This is a genomic window from Paenibacillus sp. PastM-3 (genome assembly GCF_029893965.1).
Lineage (GTDB): Bacteria > Bacillota > Bacilli > Paenibacillales > Paenibacillaceae > Paenibacillus_AQ.
This window is the reverse complement of record NZ_JARXXP010000030.1, coordinates 37517-55851: the sequence shown is the minus strand read 5'-3', so window position 1 is coordinate 55851 and position 18335 is coordinate 37517. Positions and strand designations below refer to the sequence as shown.

The following is an 18335-nucleotide window of genomic DNA, read 5'->3' as shown; positions in this document are numbered from 1 at the left end:
TTCCACGCGTACCCATCCCGAACACGACCGTTAAGCCTTCCAGCGCCGATGGTACTTGGACCGAAGGGTCCTGGGAGAGTAGGACGCCGCCAAGCACACAAAGCCATTGTTGAGCAATCGACAATGGCTTTTTTGTTGCCTGATGGTATTACGGGGATAAAAGAGTTTAAAGCAGCGGGGAATGGACTGTTATTCTAAATTATGTGGATAGCCAGTGGAGAACCCTGCGGAAAAAGAAAACTTATACACATGTGGATAGCTGATTTTGAGATGGGCAATGTTTAAGAATTCTCCCCAGTTTATGTGGATATAGTGTTAACTTTTGTGGATACGGAAGTATATAATGTGCATGAAATTACAAAGGAGCGCAAAAACATGAACCAGATAGACAAGTTATTGTGGATAGAGGATTTTTTAGTACAGGCAAGTGATACGGATTTCCGTTTAAAAGCTAAATTGTCCTTTATACTTGATGTCATGCAGCGGGCTGCTGACTCGGCTGTGCATAATTTGGGGTTAAGTATGGATAAAATGCTGGAAGCGGGAATGGGCTGGATGGTCATTACGATGGATCTGGACATCAATCGTTTGCCTTTGCCGAATGAGGTGCTTACTGTACATACCTGGAGTAAAGGGAATAAAGGGGCGCTTTGGCAGCGGGACTATAGAATTTTTGACCAGAACAAGCTGGAGATCGCATCAGCACGCTCGATGTGGGCTCTAGTGGATATTGATAAAAGAAAAATCCTCCGTCCGTCGGCGTTGCCGGTCGCTGTAGAGCCTTATCTTGAGGATTCAGTAGGGCCTATACCGCAAAAGGTAGCTATACCGGCAGATGTTATTTTGCAGGAAGCTTACCGGTATCAGGTCAGATACAGCGGTCTGGATAACAATGGGCATCTGAATAACGCACGGTATGTGGATATCTGCTGTGATGCCCTGACACTTGAGGAGTGGAACGAACTGAAGCTTACCGGCCTGCAGATCACTTATGCACAGGAAGCCAAGTATGGTACAGATATAAGCATTTTACGTTCAGAATGGATAGAAGACGGAATTTACATACGCGGCCAGGATGCAGATCGGGTACTTTTTGAAGCTCATTTAAAGCTTGAGAAGTCAGCTTTATAACAACTACAATTTAATTACAGTGTTCTATCAAGGCAATTCTCGGTTATCCAGAGAGGTGCCTTTTTTATATCTTGATTATTCTTGATATGTCACAAATCCCCAACCGGCGTTCGTTATATAGCTGTAAAAGGAAAACGGAGGTGAATTTTTTGGAACATGGCAATCCCGGGTGTCAATTAGATCCAAATATGATTGAAGAAGCGATTAGTAAAGTACTTGCGGGTGAACGGCAGTTTTTTGCAACGCTGATAACAGCGTATGAACGGCAAATTTACAGATATTGTTATCAAGTGTCAAGGCGGCTCAGCATCCGATTCTGGACATCTCCTACAATGCTTTCCCTGAGGTGCCCAAGATGATTACGGTCAGACCCTATACGTGTACTTTAGATAATGAGCTGAATCTGTTGAAGGATGTTAACGGGGAGCGTGTAAAAACCTATTACAAAGAGCTTGAGACTACAATTGTGATTCCGTGAAGGATGATCATACTTTGGAATGAATAAATCCAGGTCCGTGTCTGCTGGGCAGACGCGGGCTTGTTTGTATTTATAGATTATTCCGTTCATGAATTTCCTGACGATTATTGCGGTCTTTTGAATAATGGTATAATGAGTTGTTGAAAGGGAAAGGAGAGAAATATGAAGACACTGGTGCTTGCAGAAAAGCCCTCCGTAGCGCGTGAGATTGCACGCGTAATGGGCTGCGGAAATAAACAAAAAAGCTATATTGAAGGTCCTAAATATGTCGTGACCTGGGCGCTCGGGCATTTAGTCGGCCTGGCGGAGCCGGAGGATTATAATAGTAAGTTTGCAAATTGGGCCTTGGAGGATCTGCCCATCCTGCCCGAGAAGGCGAAGCTGAAGGTGCTGCGTGAGACCAGCCAGCAGTATAAGGCGGTACAGCAGCTGATGAAGCGGCAGGATATTGAGGAGCTGATCGTGGCTACCGATGCTGCGCGTGAGGGGGAGCTTTTGGCGCGGTGGATTATGAATATGGCCGGCTGGAAAAAGCCGTTTAAGCGGCTCTGGATCTCCTCGCAGACGGATAAAGCGATCAAGGAAGGCTTCGCCTCCCTGCGTCCCGGGCGGGATTTCGACCGGCTCTATGAGTCGGCGCGCTGCCGTGCCGAGGCAGACTGGATGATCGGGCTGAATGTGACCCGGGCGCTGACCTGCAAGTTCGGTGCGCCGCTGTCGGCAGGCCGTGTACAGACGCCTTCGCTCGGTATGATCATGGACCGGGAAAATGAGATTACAAGCTTCCGTTCCCAGGAGTATGAGCTGCTTACCGCTGATTTTGGAAGCTTTCAGGCGGGGTGGCGTGCCCAGGGCGGAGACGGGCGGATTTTTGATAAGGAGAAGACGGCTGCACTTAAAGATAAGCTGACCGGACGATCGGGCCGGATATCCAAGGTTCAGAAAAGTGAAAAAAGCGAGCCGCATCCGCTGGCCTATGATCTTACAGAGCTGCAGCGGGATGCCAACCGCAAGTTTGGATTCTCAGCCAAGCAGACCTCAAGTGTGCTTCAAAAGCTATACGAGCAGCATAAGCTGGTCACTTATCCTCGTACAGACAGCCGTTATTTGACTTCTGATATGACGGGCACTTTAAAGGAACGTCTGGATAGTGTTGCTGTAGGGCCATATACTGCTCTGGCTCGTCCTTTGCTGCGCAAGCCGCTGCCGATCACCAAACGGATTGTGGATGACAGCAAGGTGAGCGATCACCATGCCATTATTCCAACGGAGCAGACGGTGCTGCTGAACCAGCTTAGTGCGGAGGAGCGGAAGCTCTATGATCTGATTGTGCGCCGGTTTATCAGTCTTTTCTATCCTCCGGCGCGTTATGATGCTGTAGCGGTGACGGTTAGTGTTGAATGCGAGAGCTTCCATGTCAAAGGCACGACAGTAAAGGATGCCGGATGGCGCGAGGTTTATGGCGGAGATATGAGTAGTGATGACGAAGAAGAGAACGCGACGGATGAACCAGCGGCCGGCAGTGTGAAGCTGCCGGAGCTGCGCGAGGGGGAAACCGTTAAGGTCCAGCGCTGTATTGTGCGACCGGGCCGGACACAGCCGCCCAAGCGTTATAATGAAGCATCGCTGCTGACCCAGATGGAGAAGCACGGGCTTGGTACGCCGGCGACCCGCGCCGACATTATCGAGAAGCTGGTCAGCTCCGATACGATCGAACGCCAAGGCAATCTGCTGCATCCGACAGGCAAAGGCAAGCAGCTGATCGGGCTGGTGTCAGCGGAGCTGCGCACGCCTGAGCTGACAGCACGCTGGGAAGGGGAGCTGGAGCGGATTGCCCGCGGCCAGGGCAAGCCCGAGCCGTTCCTGCAGGGCATCCGCAGCATGGCTCAGGAGCTGGTCTCCGGCGTCAAGAGCAGCGGAGCGGAATACAAGCCGCATAATGTCTCGGCCAGCCATTGTCCGGAATGCGGGACGAGAATGCTGGAGAAGAAGACGAAGCGCGGCAAGTTGCTGGTCTGTCCGGCTGACGATTGCGGTTATACCCGGGCAGGCGAGAAGCGGCTGTCGAACCGCCGCTGCCCGCAATGCCACAAGAAAATGGAGCTTAAAGAGGGCAAAGCCGGCCTGTATGTGCAGTGTCTCGGCTGCGGGATAACGGAGACGATGGATAAAGACCACAAGCATATCAACAAACGTGAGCAGCAGAAGCTTGTACAGCAATACAGCAAGCAGGAAAGTGCCGGCTCGAATCTTGGCGATCTGCTGAAAGCGGCCATGGAGGCCAAGGCGAAGGGTAAGTAACATAATGTGTTAATGATCTCTGTTAGGAGAAGTAATCTGCGGAAGACTATGTAAGTCTGGCAGGTATCGCTGCTCGGAATGGAGCAAGACTGCGGAGCCTCTCCGCAGTCTTGTTTTGATTCGGAGGATCATACCGGCCATAGCTGCGGGATGATCCTGTTATTTTTACTTACGTGATAGCAGAAAAGTTTGCATAATGTTAATGTTACATCTATGTAGAAATATGTTGTACTGTAAGAACGGAGATTAACTTATAAGACTGGTAGCGGGAGAGAAGGCTAAAGCAGGCTTCCTGCACAGGAATGGAGCGGATAACAGAAATGGCACTGGTGGAAGGGCAACAGAAGCAGGTACAAGTGGCACAATCTCCGGGCGGGAGGGGAAGCAGCCGGATTTTCTTTTTGGTAATCGTCTTCATGTTCTGGTTTTCCTCTTATATTTATGTGCCTGTACTCTCACCGTATGTGGAGCACCTGGGGGCATCCTATGTTATGGTCGGTGCAGTGCTTGGCGTATACGGGCTGATGCAGATTCTGTTCCGGCTGCCGATCGGCATCGGGTCGGACTATCTGAACCGGCGGCGGCCGTTCATTTATCTGGGGCTGATCGCGAGCGGAGCAAGCTGCCTGATTTTTATGGCCGGTGCAGATCCGGTATGGGCTTTGGTGGCACGCGCGGTTTCGGGGATTGCGGCATCCGCATGGGTCGTATACTCGGTGATGTTCGCAGGATATTTTCCTAAAGAGGAAGCCGGAAAAGCGATGGGCATGCTGCAGTTCACTACGGTCATTGCCCAGCTGTCGAGCATGATGATCAGCGGTTATATGGTGGAGCATTGGGGCTGGAATATGCCCTTCATCATCGGCAGCATTGTAGCGGTGCTCGCTATGCTGCTCGTCCTGCGCTTGCCGGAGCAGCGGCAGGAGAAACGCGAAGGCGGAATCCGGCTGAAGGATCTTGCAGGCGTAATGAAGGAGCCGCTGCTGGTCAAAGTCTCTCTATTATCAGTGCTGGCGCATTGTGTACTGTTTATTACGATGTTCGGCTATACGCCGAATCAGGCGCTGGACATCGGGGCAAGCAAGGAGAGCCTGGGCTGGCTGACACTGGCCTTTATGGTGCCGCATGCTGCAGCTACGCTATACGGATCACGGCTGTTCGGCAGGCTGCTGGGTGACAGGGGGACGTTGATGCTGGGTTTTGCGGGAAGCGCTGTTTTCACGTTAATGATTCCGTCCATGCCGACGCTGGCCGCGCTCTGTGCGACCCAGGTGGGGAACGGGTTTATGCAAGGGCTGATTTTTCCGCTGCTGCTGGGTAAATCCGTCTCGGATGTGGCGCCGTTTAAACGGGCGACTGCAATGGGCTTTTATCAGGCTGTCTATGCGGTAGGGATGTCGGGCGGCCCGTTTGTAGCGGGCTGGATGAGTGCTGCTTACGGGCTGAGAGGCGGCTTTTGGCTGGGCGGCATTGCTGCTGCGCTGGCTGCGGTATTGTCGTGGGTATGGCTCCGGGAGTCCGGTGCTTCTGCCAAAAAGCTTAACAAAGCAGGTTAGCACCTTGGCAGCTTATGTGAGGTTATTGGTTTTTTGCAGCAAGGGGAATATAATAGAAGATAGGGCAGGATGCAAGGAGGAGGGGCCGGAACGATGGTCAAAGGGGTACTGGTGTGGTTTGTGCTGATTAATCTTATCGCCTACGTGGTGATGTCTGAGGACAAGAACAAAGCCCGGGCAAGACGGGACCGTGTGCCGGAGAAGACGCTGTTTCTGCTGGCGTTCATGGGCGGCGCGCTGGGCATCCTCATTGCCATGTACCGCAAACGGCATAAAACCAGGCATACATCCTTCCGGATCGGCATTCCGCTGCTGCTGCTGCTTAATATTTTGCTGTACGGGTATTTTTTAAGATAGCGGTTTGTACTTGGACTGCTGGTTAATCAAAATGAAAAAGAGGTGGCGTACATGTTATTCTCTAAAATTTTGCTCGCCTATGACGGTTCCAAAGCTTCCAATCAAGCGCTTGAGCGGGCGATCGAACTGGCTAAGGTAACTCCCGGATCTTCCATTTACGTCGTACACGCATTCGAATTCCCCCGGTTCTTCATTGGGGAAGCTCTCGCGCCTCTGCCGGCTTCAGTGAACAAGGATTATTATGATTTGGCGGTGCAGACTACCGATGAGGTCAGAGGACGTCTGGAAGCCGAAGGCCTGAATGCGACGGTTGAGCTGCTGCAGGGTTCCCCGGCTGAAGTGATTCTGAATTATGCCAAGGAGCAGGGAATGGACGTTATTGTAATTGGCAGCCGCGGACTCGGCGGAATACGCGAATTTGTCCTGGGCAGTGTCAGCCACAATGTGGTGCAGAGCGCACGGATTCCGGTGCTGGTTGTAAAATAATAGATGAATAAAGGGCGGGGCATTTCGGTGTCCATCCCTTTTTTTGTAGCCAAAAGCGAACAATTTCATGTGTCAATATATTAATGTTCGTGTTTAAGTTGACATGGAGTGTAGGGCATTGTTAAACTGAACCTATGAAGAGCTCGTATAAAACCGGGAATAGGGCCCGGAAGTTTCTACCCGGTAACCGTAAATTGCCGGACTACGAGGAAATAGGATGACTGGGACAGCCCTCAGCAGCACTGCTCCGTACCGGAGCGGCCGGCTTTTGCGGCTGAGCTGTTCGTAATGCCTCCGTGCCGGAGGCGTCTTCCCCTGCTTCCTCCAGTAGTCTGGGTCCACCCGCAGCAGCATGCGTCTGGAATCCGGGCTTTTTTTTTCGGAATTATGGAAAATGGGTCTGAAATAGGACAAACTTAGAGTGCATACGACACAAGAGCTTCTATATCGAGCGGAGGGGAAGGTTGAAAGATGTCAGTGCAGGTTGGAGTGATTATGGGCAGCAAGTCAGACTGGGAGACGATGGAGCATGCCTGTGCCGTGCTTGAGGAGCTTAACGTACCGTATGAGAAAAAGGTAGTCTCTGCGCACCGTACACCGGATCTCATGTTCCGTTATGCGGAAGAGGCGGCAGGCCGCGGACTGAAGGTCATAATTGCCGGAGCAGGCGGAGCAGCGCATCTGCCGGGGATGGTGGCTGCGAAGACGATCCTGCCTGTAATCGGCGTGCCGGTGCAGACCAAAGCGCTGAACGGGCTGGATTCGCTGCTGTCGATCGTGCAGATGCCGGGCGGCATCCCGGTGGCAACGGTAGCGATCGGCCGGGCCGGCGCAACCAATGCGGGACTGCTGGCGGCTCAGATCATCGGTGCGTTTGACCCTGAGGTACAGGGCCGGGTGCAGGCGCGGCGCGAAAGAATCGAGCGCGAAGTGCTGGAAAGCAGCGAGAGCTTATGAGGCAGGAGGAGCTGAAGGCTGCGGAGCAGATGCGCGGAGCACAGGTTCTAGACGGTGAGGACAAGAGCCTGGGGGCGCCCCGCACGCTGCTGCCGGGGCAGACGACGATCGGCGTGCTTGGCGGCGGCCAGCTCGGCCGGATGATGGCCCTCGACGGCATCGCCATGGGCTACCGCTTCGTGGCGCTGGACCCGGCGGCCGATGCGCCGTGCGGGCAGGTCACGCCGCAGATCACCGCGGCGTACAATGACCAGGGCGCGGCGCGGGAGCTGGCGCAGCGCGCGGACGTGATCACGTACGAGTTCGAGAATGTCGATGCCGGCGTAGCCGCCTTGCTGACAGAGGAATCGTACGTGCCGCAGGGCAGCGCGCTGCTGTATACGACGCAGCACCGGCTGCGCGAGAAGGCGGCGATCGAGGCGGCGGGCGTGCCCGTCGCCCCGTACCGCAAGGTCGGCAGCCTGGCGGAGCTTACCGCCGCGGCTGCCGAGCTGGGCCTGCCCTGTGTGCTGAAGACAGCCACAGGGGGATATGACGGCAAAGGACAAGCCGTCATCCGCCAGCAGGTGGAGCTGGAAGCCGCGTTCCGGCAGGTGGCACCTGGTGCTGCTGAAGGAGCTGAAGTACCGGAGCTGGTGCTGGAGAAATTCGTGAAATTCCAGTGTGAAATTTCCGTCATTGCCGCACGCAGCGCCTCCGGGGAAGTGAAGAGCTTTCCCCCGGCGGAGAACATACATGTAAACAATATCCTGCATCTGTCCATTGTGCCCGCCCGTGTCGCTGAGGAGATCCGGCAGCGCGCCTGTGAGCTTGCCGAGCGGCTGGTTACAGGACTGGATGCCGTCGGACTGCTGGCTGTGGAGATGTTCGTTACGGAGGACGGAGATTTATTCGTCAACGAGCTGGCGCCGCGGCCGCATAACTCAGGGCACTATACAATGGATGCCTGCGCGACTTCACAGTTTGAACAGCATATCCGCGCAATCTGTAATCTCCCTCTGGGAGACACCACACTGCTGACACCGGTGGTTATGGTGAATGTGCTGGGAGAGCATCTGGACGGGTTGATCGGACGGACGGGACAGGCTGATGAAGCAGCAGGCAAGCTGGGGGTTGCCCCCAAGCTTCACATATACGGCAAAACCGAGAGCAAAACCGGCCGCAAGATGGGCCATGTCAACCTGCTCTGCAAGGATACCGGCGACGGGCTGTCCTGGGTAGAGCAAACTAACCTTTGGAGGAACTGAAAGCTATGATCGAACGTTACAGCAGACCTGAGATGCGGGCCATTTGGACCGAAGAAAATAAATTCAACGCCTGGCTCGAAGTAGAACTGTGTGCTTGTGAAGCTTGGGCCGAGCTGGGAGTCATTCCGCAGGAAGATGCCGCCAAGCTGCGCAAGGATGCGAAATTCGATATTGACCGGATCAATGAAATTGAGCTCGAAACCCGTCATGACGTTATTGCCTTTACCCGTGCCGTATCCGAGAGCCTGGGCGCAGAACGCAAATGGGTGCACTACGGGCTGACTTCCACAGACGTTGTAGATACAGCGCTCGGTTACCTGCTTCGTCAGGCGAACGAAATTCTGGAAAAGGACATCATCAACTTCATCGAGATTCTTAAAGATAAAGCAATTGCTTATAAAGACACCCCGATGATGGGCCGCACGCACGGCGTACATGCCGAGCCTACAACCTTTGGCCTCAAGATGGCGCTGTGGTACGAGGAAATGAAACGTAACCTGGAGCGCTTCCGTCATGCGGCTAATGGCGTTCAGTTCGGCAAAATCTCCGGCGCAGTCGGCACCTATGCCAACATTGACCCGTTCGTGGAGGAATTCGTCTGCAAAAAGCTGGGTACCAGCCCTGCACCAATCTCGACCCAGACCCTGCAACGTGACCGCCACGCGGAATACATGGCTGCACTGGCACTGGTAGCCACATCGCTGGACAAGTTCGCTACTGAAATCCGTGCACTGCAAAAGAGCGAAATCCGCGAGGTGGAGGAGGCTTTTGCCAAAGGCCAAAAGGGTTCTTCTGCCATGCCGCACAAACGCAACCCGATCGGCTGCGAAAATATCTCCGGCCTGTCCCGCGTGATCCGCGGTCACATGGTTACAGCTTACGAGAACGTGCCGCTCTGGCATGAACGCGATATCTCGCACTCGTCGGTAGAACGGATCATCCTGCCGGATGCGACCATGCTGCTCAACTACATGCTGAACCGCTTCGGCAACATTGTGAAGAACCTGACCGTGTTCCCGGAAAATATGAAACGCAACATGAACCGCACCTTCGGTGTTCCGTTCTCCGGCCGTATCCTGACCAAGCTGATCGACAAGGGCTTCAGCCGCGAGCAGGCTTACGACACCGTGCAGCCGCGCGCAATGCAGGCCTGGGAAGAGCAGACCCAGTTCCGTGATATCGTCGAAGCTACTCCTGAGATCACTGCCGTGCTCAGCCCGGAAGAGATCGAGGATGCCTTCAACCCTTCCTGGCACCTGAAGCATGTGGACACGATTTTCCGTAAGCTGGAGCTGATTTAACAGATTTGGGAAGTTTTGATTTTTAAGAAAGATCATTCGGTTGAGGGAGGAAAGGTCATGACACACCCTGCCGTATCCACGGCTGTGGAGCTCGTAAATGCACCGCTGCTCTATAAAGGAAAGGTCCGCGAATTGTACGATTTGGGGGAACAGGTACTGATCGTTGTTACGGACCGGATCTCCGCGTTTGATTATGTGCTCGATCCGGCTGTGCCGGACAAAGGCAATGTGCTGAACCGGCTAAGCGCCTTCTGGTTCGGGCTGACGAAGAACCTGATCGAAAACCACGTCGTCCACATTGATGTCGATCAGCTTGGCGGCATTGTAAAGGACCGGGAAGCTCTTAAAAACCGCATCATGGTCGTGCGCAAAGCCGAGAGAATCGATATTGAATGTGTCGTTCGCGGCTGCATTACCGGCGGAGGCTGGCGGCAGTATCAGGAGACCGGCAAGGTCAACGGTATCGAGCTTCCGCAGGGCCTGCGCAAAAACGCTGTCCTGGCCCAGCCGATCTTCACGCCGGCAGCGAAGAATGATGTCGGTCACGATGAAGACATTCCGTTCGAGCAGATGCAGGAGACTATCGGCGCCGAGCTGGCGCTGGAGCTGAAGGAGAAAAGCCTGAAGCTGTTCGCTTTTGCCAGAGCGTATTGTGAGGAACGCGGGATCATTCTCGCAGACTGCAAGTTCGAGTTCGGGCTGCTGGACGGCAAGGTGATTCTGATCGATGAGATTTTTACACCGGATGCCTCCCGCTTCTGGGCTAAAGATAAATATGCGCTTGATATCGAGATTGACAGCATGGACAAGGAGCCGGTCCGGACTTATCTTTCCGCATCCTCCTGGGACAAGAACAGCACGCCTGATCCGCTGCCGCAGGAAGTGGTAGAGGAGACCAGCCGCCGCTACCGGGATATCTATCACCGGCTTACCGGCAAGGATTTGTAGGCGGAACCCGGCCCGATGTGTGGCAAGAGCACGTAATTACAGCACATTTAATACTTAAATCTGTCCCTCGGAGTTTTTCTTAATCAAATTAAGTGGAAATTCGCCACCTAATTCCCGATCAAACAGCGATAAAAGAAAACTAGGTGGATAAACGCCGCTTATTATTACTGTTTTCGCCCTTATTGGAGTATATGGCCCCAAATAAGTGGTGATTTTCCACCTAAAGGGTTGAGATGTTGAGGATGGGCGAAATTAGGTGGCGAAAATCCAACTAAATGTGTGAGCCGAGTACTCTAGTTACCGGTGCAAAGAATGTAGTTAAAGCTGCATTCACAGTTAGCGTTATAGTCAACCGCAAGCCCAGGTAAGTCTCTCTCTTTTGTGATCAAAGGATAATCAGCTCATTAAAATTTAGGAGGAACTACAAGCGTATGTTAAAAGCGACAGTCTATGTCACCATCAAGAAAAGCGTGCTCGATCCCCAAGGTGTTGCTGTGCAGGGAGCTCTTCATTCGGTAGGTTTTCAGGAAGTTGAAAGTTTGCGTATCGGCAAATATATGGAGCTGACTCTTGACACGGACAACCGCGCTGAAGCGGAAGGACGCCTCAAGGAAATGTGTGAGAAGCTGCTGGCCAACACGGTGATCGAGGATTACCGCTACGAATTGGAGGACTAAAAGTCATGAAATTTGCTGTACTTGTCTTTCCGGGCTCCAATTGTGACATTGACTGCTATAAGGCTGTAGAAGAAAGTCTCGGTGAACCGGTCGATTATGTGTGGCATACGGCAACCGACCTGTCGGCGTATGACTGCATTCTCGTGCCGGGGGGCTTCTCTTATGGTGACTATCTGCGCTGCGGCGCGATTTCCCGGTTCGCTCCGGTAATGGCTGAAGTAGCCAAAGCGGCGGAGCAGGGCAAATTCGTGCTCGGCATCTGCAACGGATTCCAGATTCTGACCGAAGCGGGCCTTCTGCCGGGGGCGCTGCGCCGCAACATGTCGATGAAGTTCCGCTGTCACGATACGGTGCTTAAGGTGGTTAATAACACAACCCCGTTTACTGTTGATTATGCGAAGGATGAAGAAATCGTCATTCCGATCGCACATGGCGAAGGCAATTATTACTGTGATGAAGAGACGCTTGCATCTTTGCAGGCGAACAATCAGATCGTGTTCACATACAGCGATAACCCGAACGGCTCGGTAGCCGATATTGCGGGGATCAGCAACGTGGCAGGCAATGTGGTAGGCATGATGCCTCACCCGGAACGTGCAGCTAATAGCCTGCTCGGCTCGGAAGACGGCAAACGGATGTTTACATCCATTCTCAAGACATGGAGGGATCGTTATGACGCAGCAAGTATCCGCTAAGGAGCCGACCGCAGAGCAGATTGCAGAGCAGAAAATCTACAGCCAGTTCGGTGTGTCGGACAGTGAATATGAGCTGATCACCTCTTTTATGGGCCGCAAGCCTAACTATACCGAAATCGGTGTATTCAGCGTAATGTGGTCTGAGCATTGCGCCTACAAGAACTCCAAGCCGCTGCTTGGACGTTTCCCGACAAGCGGACCGCGTGTCCTCATGGGACCGGGCGAAGGCGCGGGGATCGTAGACATCGGTGACAACCAGGCCGTTGTATTCAAAATCGAAAGCCACAACCACCCGTCGGCTGTTGAGCCATATCAGGGCGCGGCGACCGGGGTGGGCGGGATTATCCGCGATATTTTCTCCATGGGTGCAAGACCGGTTGCGCTGCTTAACTCCCTGCGTTTCGGGAAGCTTGAGAGCGACCGGGTAAAATACCTGTTCGAGCATGTCGTGTCCGGGATCGCAGGCTACGGTAACTGTATCGGGATTCCGACTGTCGGCGGCGAAATTATGTTCGACAACAGCTATGACGGCAACCCGTTGGTCAACGCGATGTGTGTCGGACTGATTGATCATGATAAAATCCAGCGCGGTGTCGCCAAAGGTGTAGGCAATCCCGTGTTCTATGTAGGCCCTCCTACAGGCCGTGACGGTATTCACGGGGCAACCTTTGCCTCCGTTGAGCTGAGCGAGGAATCCGAAGCCAAGAAAACAGCGGTACAGGTCGGCGATCCATTCATGGAAAAGCTGGTTATGGAATCATGCCTTGAGCTTATCGACAGCGGCATCGTACTCGGTATTCAGGACATGGGCGCAGCAGGCCTTACCTGTTCCAGTGCCGAGATGGCCAGCAAAGCGGGCAACGGCCTGGAGCTGTATCTGGATCAGGTGCCGCAGCGTGAAGAGGGCATGACGCCTTATGAAATGATGCTGTCCGAATCCCAGGAGCGGATGCTGTTCGTGGTTGAGCCTAAGGATGAGGCGCAGGCGCAGGAGATTTTTGACCGCTGGGGCGTGATCTGCCGTAAAGTGGGCAAGGTAACGGATGACGGCCGCCTGAAGCTGTTCCATCACGGTGAGGTTGTCGGCGACATGCCGGTAACAGCGCTTGTGGACGAGTGTCCAATCTATAAGAAGCCTTCGACAGTTCCGGCTTACTATGAAGAGAATGCAAATGTAGATACTTTGCGTTATAAAGAGGTTACCGATCTCGGCGGCGCTCTGCGTACGGTATTAGGTTCGCCAACAGTAGCGAGCAAAGCCTGGGTATATAACCAGTATGATTATATGGTTCGCACCAGCACTGCAGTCCGTCCGGGCTCCGATGCGGCAGTGGTTACCATTCAAGGTACACGCAAAGGTCTGGCCATGACTACAGACTGCAACGGGCGTTATGTCTATCTCGACCCTGAAGTGGGCGGACGCATCGCGGTAAGTGAAGCAGCCCGCAACATTGTCTGCTCCGGCGCGAAGCCGCTGGCCATTACGGACAACCTGAACTTTGGCAGTCCGGAGAAGCCGGAGATTTTCTGGCAGATGGAACGTGCGGTTGACGGTATGGCTGAAGCCTGCCGTGTGCTGGATACGCCGGTTATCGGCGGTAACGTCAGCTTGTACAACGAAAATGCTGCCGGCGCCATCTACCCGACCCCGGTTGTTGGTATGGTGGGTCTGGTTGAAGATACCGATCATATTACAACTCAAGCCTTCAAGCAGGAAGGTGATGCGATTCTGCTGCTCGGGGTAACCAAAGCTGAGCTTGGCGGCAGTGAGTTCCAATATGCTGTTCATGGTCTGACTGAAGGCCGTCCGCCGGCGCTTGATCTGGCTACAGAGCAAAAATTGCTGGATGCTGTACTGTCCGCGATCCGTGGCGGCCTGGTCCGCTCGGCGCATGACCTGTCTGAAGGCGGATTGGCTGCTGCACTGGCTGAGAGCTGTATCAGCGGCGGAATCGGTGCGAACGTTGAGCTGTCGGCTGGCGGACTGCGCCAGGATGTGGCACTGTTCAGCGAAACCCAGTCCCGTATTGTGCTGACCTCGGCACCTGACCGCGCAGAAGAGCTCAAAGCAGCGGTTGCCGCTTACGGCGTACCGGTTGAAATCATCGGAACGGTCGGCGGTGACAGATTGCGCGTGTCCCTCGACGGTGCATCTGCACTGGATGAGGCCGTATCCGAACTTAAATCCGTGTGGGAGGATGCTATTCCATGTCTTATGAAATAAAGACCGGGAACAAGCAGGAGACCCCCATCCTGTGGACCGGCGACTTTTACAATGAAGGAACGGGCTCGGGAGATATTTTTGATACGTTAAAAGAAGAATGCGGCGTCTTCGGGGTCTTTGGACACCCAGAGGCCGCCTCCATGTCCTATTACGGGCTGCATGCTCTGCAGCACCGGGGGGAAGAGAGCGCGGGCATCTGCGTAGCCGACGGCCGTGATTTCAACTACCACCGCGGCATGGGCCTTGTCAAAGAAGTCTTTGACAAGGACAAAATCGCCTCGCTGGTCGGCGACATGTCCATCGGACATGTGCGCTACTCGACCAGCGGGGACAGCCGGCTGACGAATGCGCAGCCGCTGGTCTTCAAGTACCGTGACGGGGACCTGGCGATTGCCACCAACGGCAACATCGTTAACGAGCCGCTGATCCGCAAGACGCTTGAGATGAGCGGGTCGATCTTCCAGACGACCAGCGACACCGAGGTGCTGGCGCATCTGATTGCGCGTTCGCCGAAGGATTTTGTCGAGGCCGCCAAGGATGCGCTGCGCCAGCTGGTCGGCGGCTTCGCCTTCCTGCTGATGACTAACGACAAGCTGATCGTCGCCTCTGACCCGCACGGGCTGCGCCCGCTGGTGATGGGCCGGGTCGGCGAAGCGTATGTCTTCGCTTCCGAGTCCTGTGCCCTTGAGGTCATCGGAGCCACTCTGGTCCGTGACATCGAGCCGGGCGAGCTGCTGGTGCTGGACAAGAACGGCTTCCTGGAAGACAGATTCACTGAACCGAAACGCAAAGCGCTGTGCGCGATGGAATATATTTATTTTGCCCGCCCGGACAGCGACCTTAACGGCTCCAACCTGCATTCCGCCCGCAAGCGGATGGGCAGCCGGATGGCGCTGGAGTCCTTCGTCGATGCCGACATCGTCACCGGCGTACCGGATTCCAGTATCTCGGCAGCCATCGGCTATGCCGAGCAGACCGGCATCCCGTATGAGCTTGGGCTGATCAAGAACAAGTACACCGGCCGGACGTTCATCCAGCCGAGCCAGGAGCTGCGCGAGCAGGGCGTGAAGATGAAGCTTAGCGCTGTGCGCCGCGTTGTCGAAGGCCAGCGCGTCGTCATGATCGACGACTCGATCGTGCGCGGCACGACCTCGCGCCGGATCGTCAATCTGCTGCGCGAGGCCGGAGCGCTTGAGGTGCATGTGCGGATTACTTCGCCGCCGTTCAAAAACCCGTGCTTCTACGGGATTGATACCCCGGACCGCCGCGAGCTGATCGCGTCGTACAAGACCATTCAGGAAATGTGCGAGGAGATTAACGCCGATTCCCTGGCGTTCCTGTCGCCGGAAGGACTGATCCAGTCCATCGGCGGCTACAGCAGCAATGAGTACAAGGGAGGCCTGTGCCTCTCCTGCTTCGATAATGATTACCCGACGCAGGTTGATTTCGGCGGGGAGGAGAAGGATGGGTGCTCTTGCTAGTGGTGTCCATCCCCCTATGTCCCCCTTACAAAGGGGGATTCCGGAGGGCTCGGCCCTCCGGCCACCCGAAAGCTCGGCGGTAGGAGTTTGCTCTAAACTTGCTAAGATGGCGTGGGTGCGGGTGCCCGCTTTGTCCTGCGGACACGCTCTACGGCGCTGCGCGCCCTGGCGGCCTGCGGCCCCGCCGGGCCATTGGCTCGTAACCCTGGCTGTTTGCTTCGCAAAAGCGAGGGTTTACACGCTCAGGTGAGCGCGGCTTCGCTCCGCGCCCCGAGGCTCACGCCCCCGGCTGTTTGCTAACGCAAAAGCGGGTTGGCTCTCGCCTTAGGGAGCGTGCGGCTTCGCACCGCGCCCGCAAGAGCCCAGGCTCGTGACCCTGACTGTTTGCTTCGCAAAAGCGAGGGTTCACTTGCCAAATAGACGCCCGCGCAGCGCAGGGCGTCGGCCTTCTGTCCCTGTGCAAGGCGCAAACTTCGGCTTGCGGCCGGGTTTACCCGGGTGGTCTGAGTCATGGAGGGGAAGTTTGGAACTGTAGGAGCGATAGCGTTCGCCTGAAAGCTTTCCGCAGGAAAGCTCGCATCGGAAGCATAAGCTATATTTGGATTTCTACCGCGGCCAGCGGTTCAAATGAGGAAATCCAAATATAACAGCGACCGGAAGTCCAAACATTCCCCGTAATGACGACTATGACCACACGCCTGAACCAGGCCGCCCCGAACCAGCGCTCTAAACTAATTAAAATGAGGTGTCCAAAAGTGTCGGAAGCTTATAAAAACGCCGGAGTGGATATTGCGGCTGGCAATGAAGCGGTAGAACGCATGAAGAAGCATGTGAAGCGCACATACCGTCCAGAGGTCATGACTGAGCTCGGCGGATTCGGCGCACTGTTCGGTCTCAACAAAGATAAATACGACGAGCCTGTACTTGTATCGGGTACGGATGGCGTAGGCACGAAGCTCAAGCTCGCCTTCGCGGCGGACCGCCACGACACAATTGGCATTGACGCTGTAGCGATGTGTGTCAACGACATCGTGGTGCAGGGCGCTGAGCCGCTGTTCTTTCTGGACTATCTGGCCTGCGACAAAGTAGTGCCTGAGAAGATTGAAGCCATTGTGGCCGGAATCGCCGAAGGCTGCCACCAGGCAGGCTGCGCGCTGATCGGCGGGGAAACGGCTGAAATGCCGGGTATGTACGCTGCCGGCGAATACGATATTGCCGGTTTCACAGTGGGCGTAGCGGATAAGGCCAAGCTGGTTACCGGTGCAGACATTGCTCCTGGAGATGCTGTAATCGGTCTTGCCTCCAGCGGTATTCACAGCAACGGCTTCTCGCTGGTGCGCAAGCTTTTGCTGGAGCAGGCCGGTTATGAGCTGAATGATGTCGTTCCTGAACTGGGCGCTCCGCTTGTGGACGTGCTGCTCGCACCGACCAAAATCTACGTAAAACCGCTGCTGGCCCTGCTGGAGCAGCTGACCGTTAAGGGCATGGCGCATATTACCGGCGGAGGCTTTATCGAGAATATTCCGCGGATGCTGCCGGATAATGTGAATGTAGAGATTAACTACGGCTCCTGGCCGATCCAGCCGGTCTTCGGCCTGATGCAGGAGAAGGGCAGTGTAACAAACCGTGATATGTTCACCACCTTTAACATGGGGATCGGTCTGGTGCTGGTAGTGCCTGCTGCAGACAGTGAGCGTGCGCTCGAGCTGCTGAAAGCAAGCGGAGAAGAGGCTTATCTGATCGGAACGGTGAACGAAGGGGAGCGCATCGTTACCTTTACGGGAGCTGAGGTCTGATGAGCAGCAGCCGGATCGCTGTATTTGCCTCCGGGCAGGGCAGCAATTTTGCCGCACTTATTGAAGCGCAGAGAGCCGGGCAGCTTGGTGAGGGAAGCATTGAGCTGCTGGTCTCTGACCGGCCGGAAGCGCCTGTAGCACAGCGGGCAGAGGCTGCGGGTATACCCGCCCTCCTGCTGCGGCCGAAGGAGTTCGCCAGCCGCGAGCTGTATGAGGCGGAGATTGTGGCCGAGCTGAAGCGCCGGGACATCGGATTGATTGTACTCGCCGGTTACATGCGGCTGATCAGTCCGGCGCTGCTGGAGGCTTTTGCGGGAAGGATTATCAACATCCATCCTTCGCTGCTGCCTGCTTTTGCCGGGAAGGATGCGATCGGACAGGCGCTGGATTACGGCGTGAAGCTGACCGGGGTAACGGTTCACTTCGTCGATGGCGGGATGGATACCGGGCCGGTCATTGCCCAGCGCAGCGTTACGGTGGAAACAGGGGACACGGCTGAGTCACTTGCACAGCGGATCCACCAGATTGAATATGAGCTGTATCCGGAGGTTGTCCGTGCTTTTGCAGCCGGAAAAGTTGAGCTGAACGGCAGACATGTTGTTGTCCGCGAGTAGCCTAACCGTCAGTTAGACGGCCGAGAGTTCTTACTTGTATTGCCCTGCTGACCCGCTGGCATCATTCAACATAAGCTCCGATTGTG

At 54.9% G+C, this 18335-nt stretch carries 16 protein-coding genes, 1 rRNA gene and 1 riboswitch; all 17 genes read left to right on the top strand.

Translation table 11 applies throughout. The annotated features are described in order from the left end of the window. A 5S ribosomal RNA gene (gene rrf, locus M2108_RS27025) occupies positions 1-95 on the top strand; the annotation flags it as partial. 280 nt (positions 96-375) lie between these two features. Next, on the top strand, positions 376-1131 hold the full coding sequence (locus M2108_RS27020) for an acyl-[acyl-carrier-protein] thioesterase (protein WP_277472480.1): 756 nt from the start codon (positions 376-378) through the stop codon (positions 1129-1131). A 280-nt stretch (positions 1132-1411) separates the two neighbouring features. Next, positions 1412-1609 carry a hypothetical protein gene (locus M2108_RS27015; protein WP_277472478.1) on the top strand — a complete coding sequence of 66 codons (198 nt, stop codon included), beginning with the start codon at positions 1412-1414 and terminating at the stop codon, positions 1607-1609. 162 nt (positions 1610-1771) lie between these two features. Beyond that, the gene (locus M2108_RS27010) at positions 1772-3910 is read left to right on the top strand and encodes a DNA topoisomerase III (RefSeq protein WP_277472476.1); all 2139 of its coding nucleotides are present in this window, start codon (positions 1772-1774) and stop codon (positions 3908-3910) included. A gap of 302 nt (positions 3911-4212) precedes the next feature. Then, positions 4213-5466, top strand: coding sequence for an MFS transporter (locus M2108_RS27005; RefSeq protein WP_277472474.1), 1254 nt, complete (start codon positions 4213-4215; stop codon positions 5464-5466). Positions 5467-5559: 93 nt separating this feature from the next. Then, positions 5560-5823 carry a DUF1294 domain-containing protein gene (locus tag M2108_RS27000; protein ID WP_277472473.1) on the top strand — a complete coding sequence of 88 codons (264 nt, stop codon included), beginning with the start codon at positions 5560-5562 and terminating at the stop codon, positions 5821-5823. A gap of 51 nt (positions 5824-5874) precedes the next feature. Beyond that, entirely contained in the window at positions 5875-6309 is a 435-nt protein-coding gene (locus tag M2108_RS26995; RefSeq protein ID WP_068726033.1) for a universal stress protein, read from the top strand. Between the two features lie 123 nt (positions 6310-6432). Further along, a riboswitch (purine riboswitch) is annotated at positions 6433-6534 on the top strand. Positions 6535-6780: 246 nt separating this feature from the next. Beyond that, the gene (purE, locus tag M2108_RS26990) at positions 6781-7266 is read left to right on the top strand and encodes a 5-(carboxyamino)imidazole ribonucleotide mutase (RefSeq protein WP_277472470.1); all 486 of its coding nucleotides are present in this window, start codon (positions 6781-6783) and stop codon (positions 7264-7266) included. A 29-nt stretch (positions 7267-7295) separates the two neighbouring features. After that, positions 7296-8513: a 5-(carboxyamino)imidazole ribonucleotide synthase gene (gene purK / locus M2108_RS26985; RefSeq protein ID WP_277472484.1), complete on the top strand. Its 1218-nt coding sequence runs from the start codon at positions 7296-7298 to the stop codon at positions 8511-8513. A 5-nt stretch (positions 8514-8518) separates the two neighbouring features. After that, positions 8519-9814, top strand: coding sequence for an adenylosuccinate lyase (gene purB / locus M2108_RS26980; RefSeq protein ID WP_277472468.1), 1296 nt, complete (start codon positions 8519-8521; stop codon positions 9812-9814). A 57-nt stretch (positions 9815-9871) separates the two neighbouring features. Next, the gene (locus tag M2108_RS26975) at positions 9872-10762 is read left to right on the top strand and encodes a phosphoribosylaminoimidazolesuccinocarboxamide synthase (RefSeq protein WP_277472466.1); all 891 of its coding nucleotides are present in this window, start codon (positions 9872-9874) and stop codon (positions 10760-10762) included. A gap of 431 nt (positions 10763-11193) precedes the next feature. Further along, positions 11194-11439 carry a phosphoribosylformylglycinamidine synthase subunit PurS gene (gene purS, locus M2108_RS26970; RefSeq protein ID WP_019913657.1) on the top strand — a complete coding sequence of 82 codons (246 nt, stop codon included), beginning with the start codon at positions 11194-11196 and terminating at the stop codon, positions 11437-11439. A gap of 5 nt (positions 11440-11444) precedes the next feature. Then, the gene (gene purQ / locus M2108_RS26965) at positions 11445-12134 is read left to right on the top strand and encodes a phosphoribosylformylglycinamidine synthase subunit PurQ (RefSeq protein WP_277472456.1); all 690 of its coding nucleotides are present in this window, start codon (positions 11445-11447) and stop codon (positions 12132-12134) included. Next, on the top strand, positions 12112-14358 hold the full coding sequence (purL, locus tag M2108_RS26960; RefSeq protein ID WP_277472455.1) for a phosphoribosylformylglycinamidine synthase subunit PurL: 2247 nt from the start codon (positions 12112-12114) through the stop codon (positions 14356-14358). The genes purQ and purL overlap by 23 nt, the downstream gene beginning before the upstream one ends. Continuing rightward, positions 14343-15839 carry an amidophosphoribosyltransferase gene (gene purF, locus M2108_RS26955; protein WP_277472454.1) on the top strand — a complete coding sequence of 499 codons (1497 nt, stop codon included), beginning with the start codon at positions 14343-14345 and terminating at the stop codon, positions 15837-15839. Before purL ends, purF begins: the two co-directional genes overlap by 16 nt. A gap of 755 nt (positions 15840-16594) precedes the next feature. Then, the gene (purM, locus tag M2108_RS26950; RefSeq protein WP_277472453.1) at positions 16595-17635 is read left to right on the top strand and encodes a phosphoribosylformylglycinamidine cyclo-ligase; all 1041 of its coding nucleotides are present in this window, start codon (positions 16595-16597) and stop codon (positions 17633-17635) included. Continuing rightward, complete coding sequence (purN, locus tag M2108_RS26945; RefSeq protein ID WP_277472452.1) at positions 17635-18249, top strand: phosphoribosylglycinamide formyltransferase; 615 nt, start codon at positions 17635-17637, stop codon at positions 18247-18249. The genes purM and purN overlap by 1 nt, the downstream gene beginning before the upstream one ends. Positions 18250-18335 lie beyond the last annotated feature (86 nt).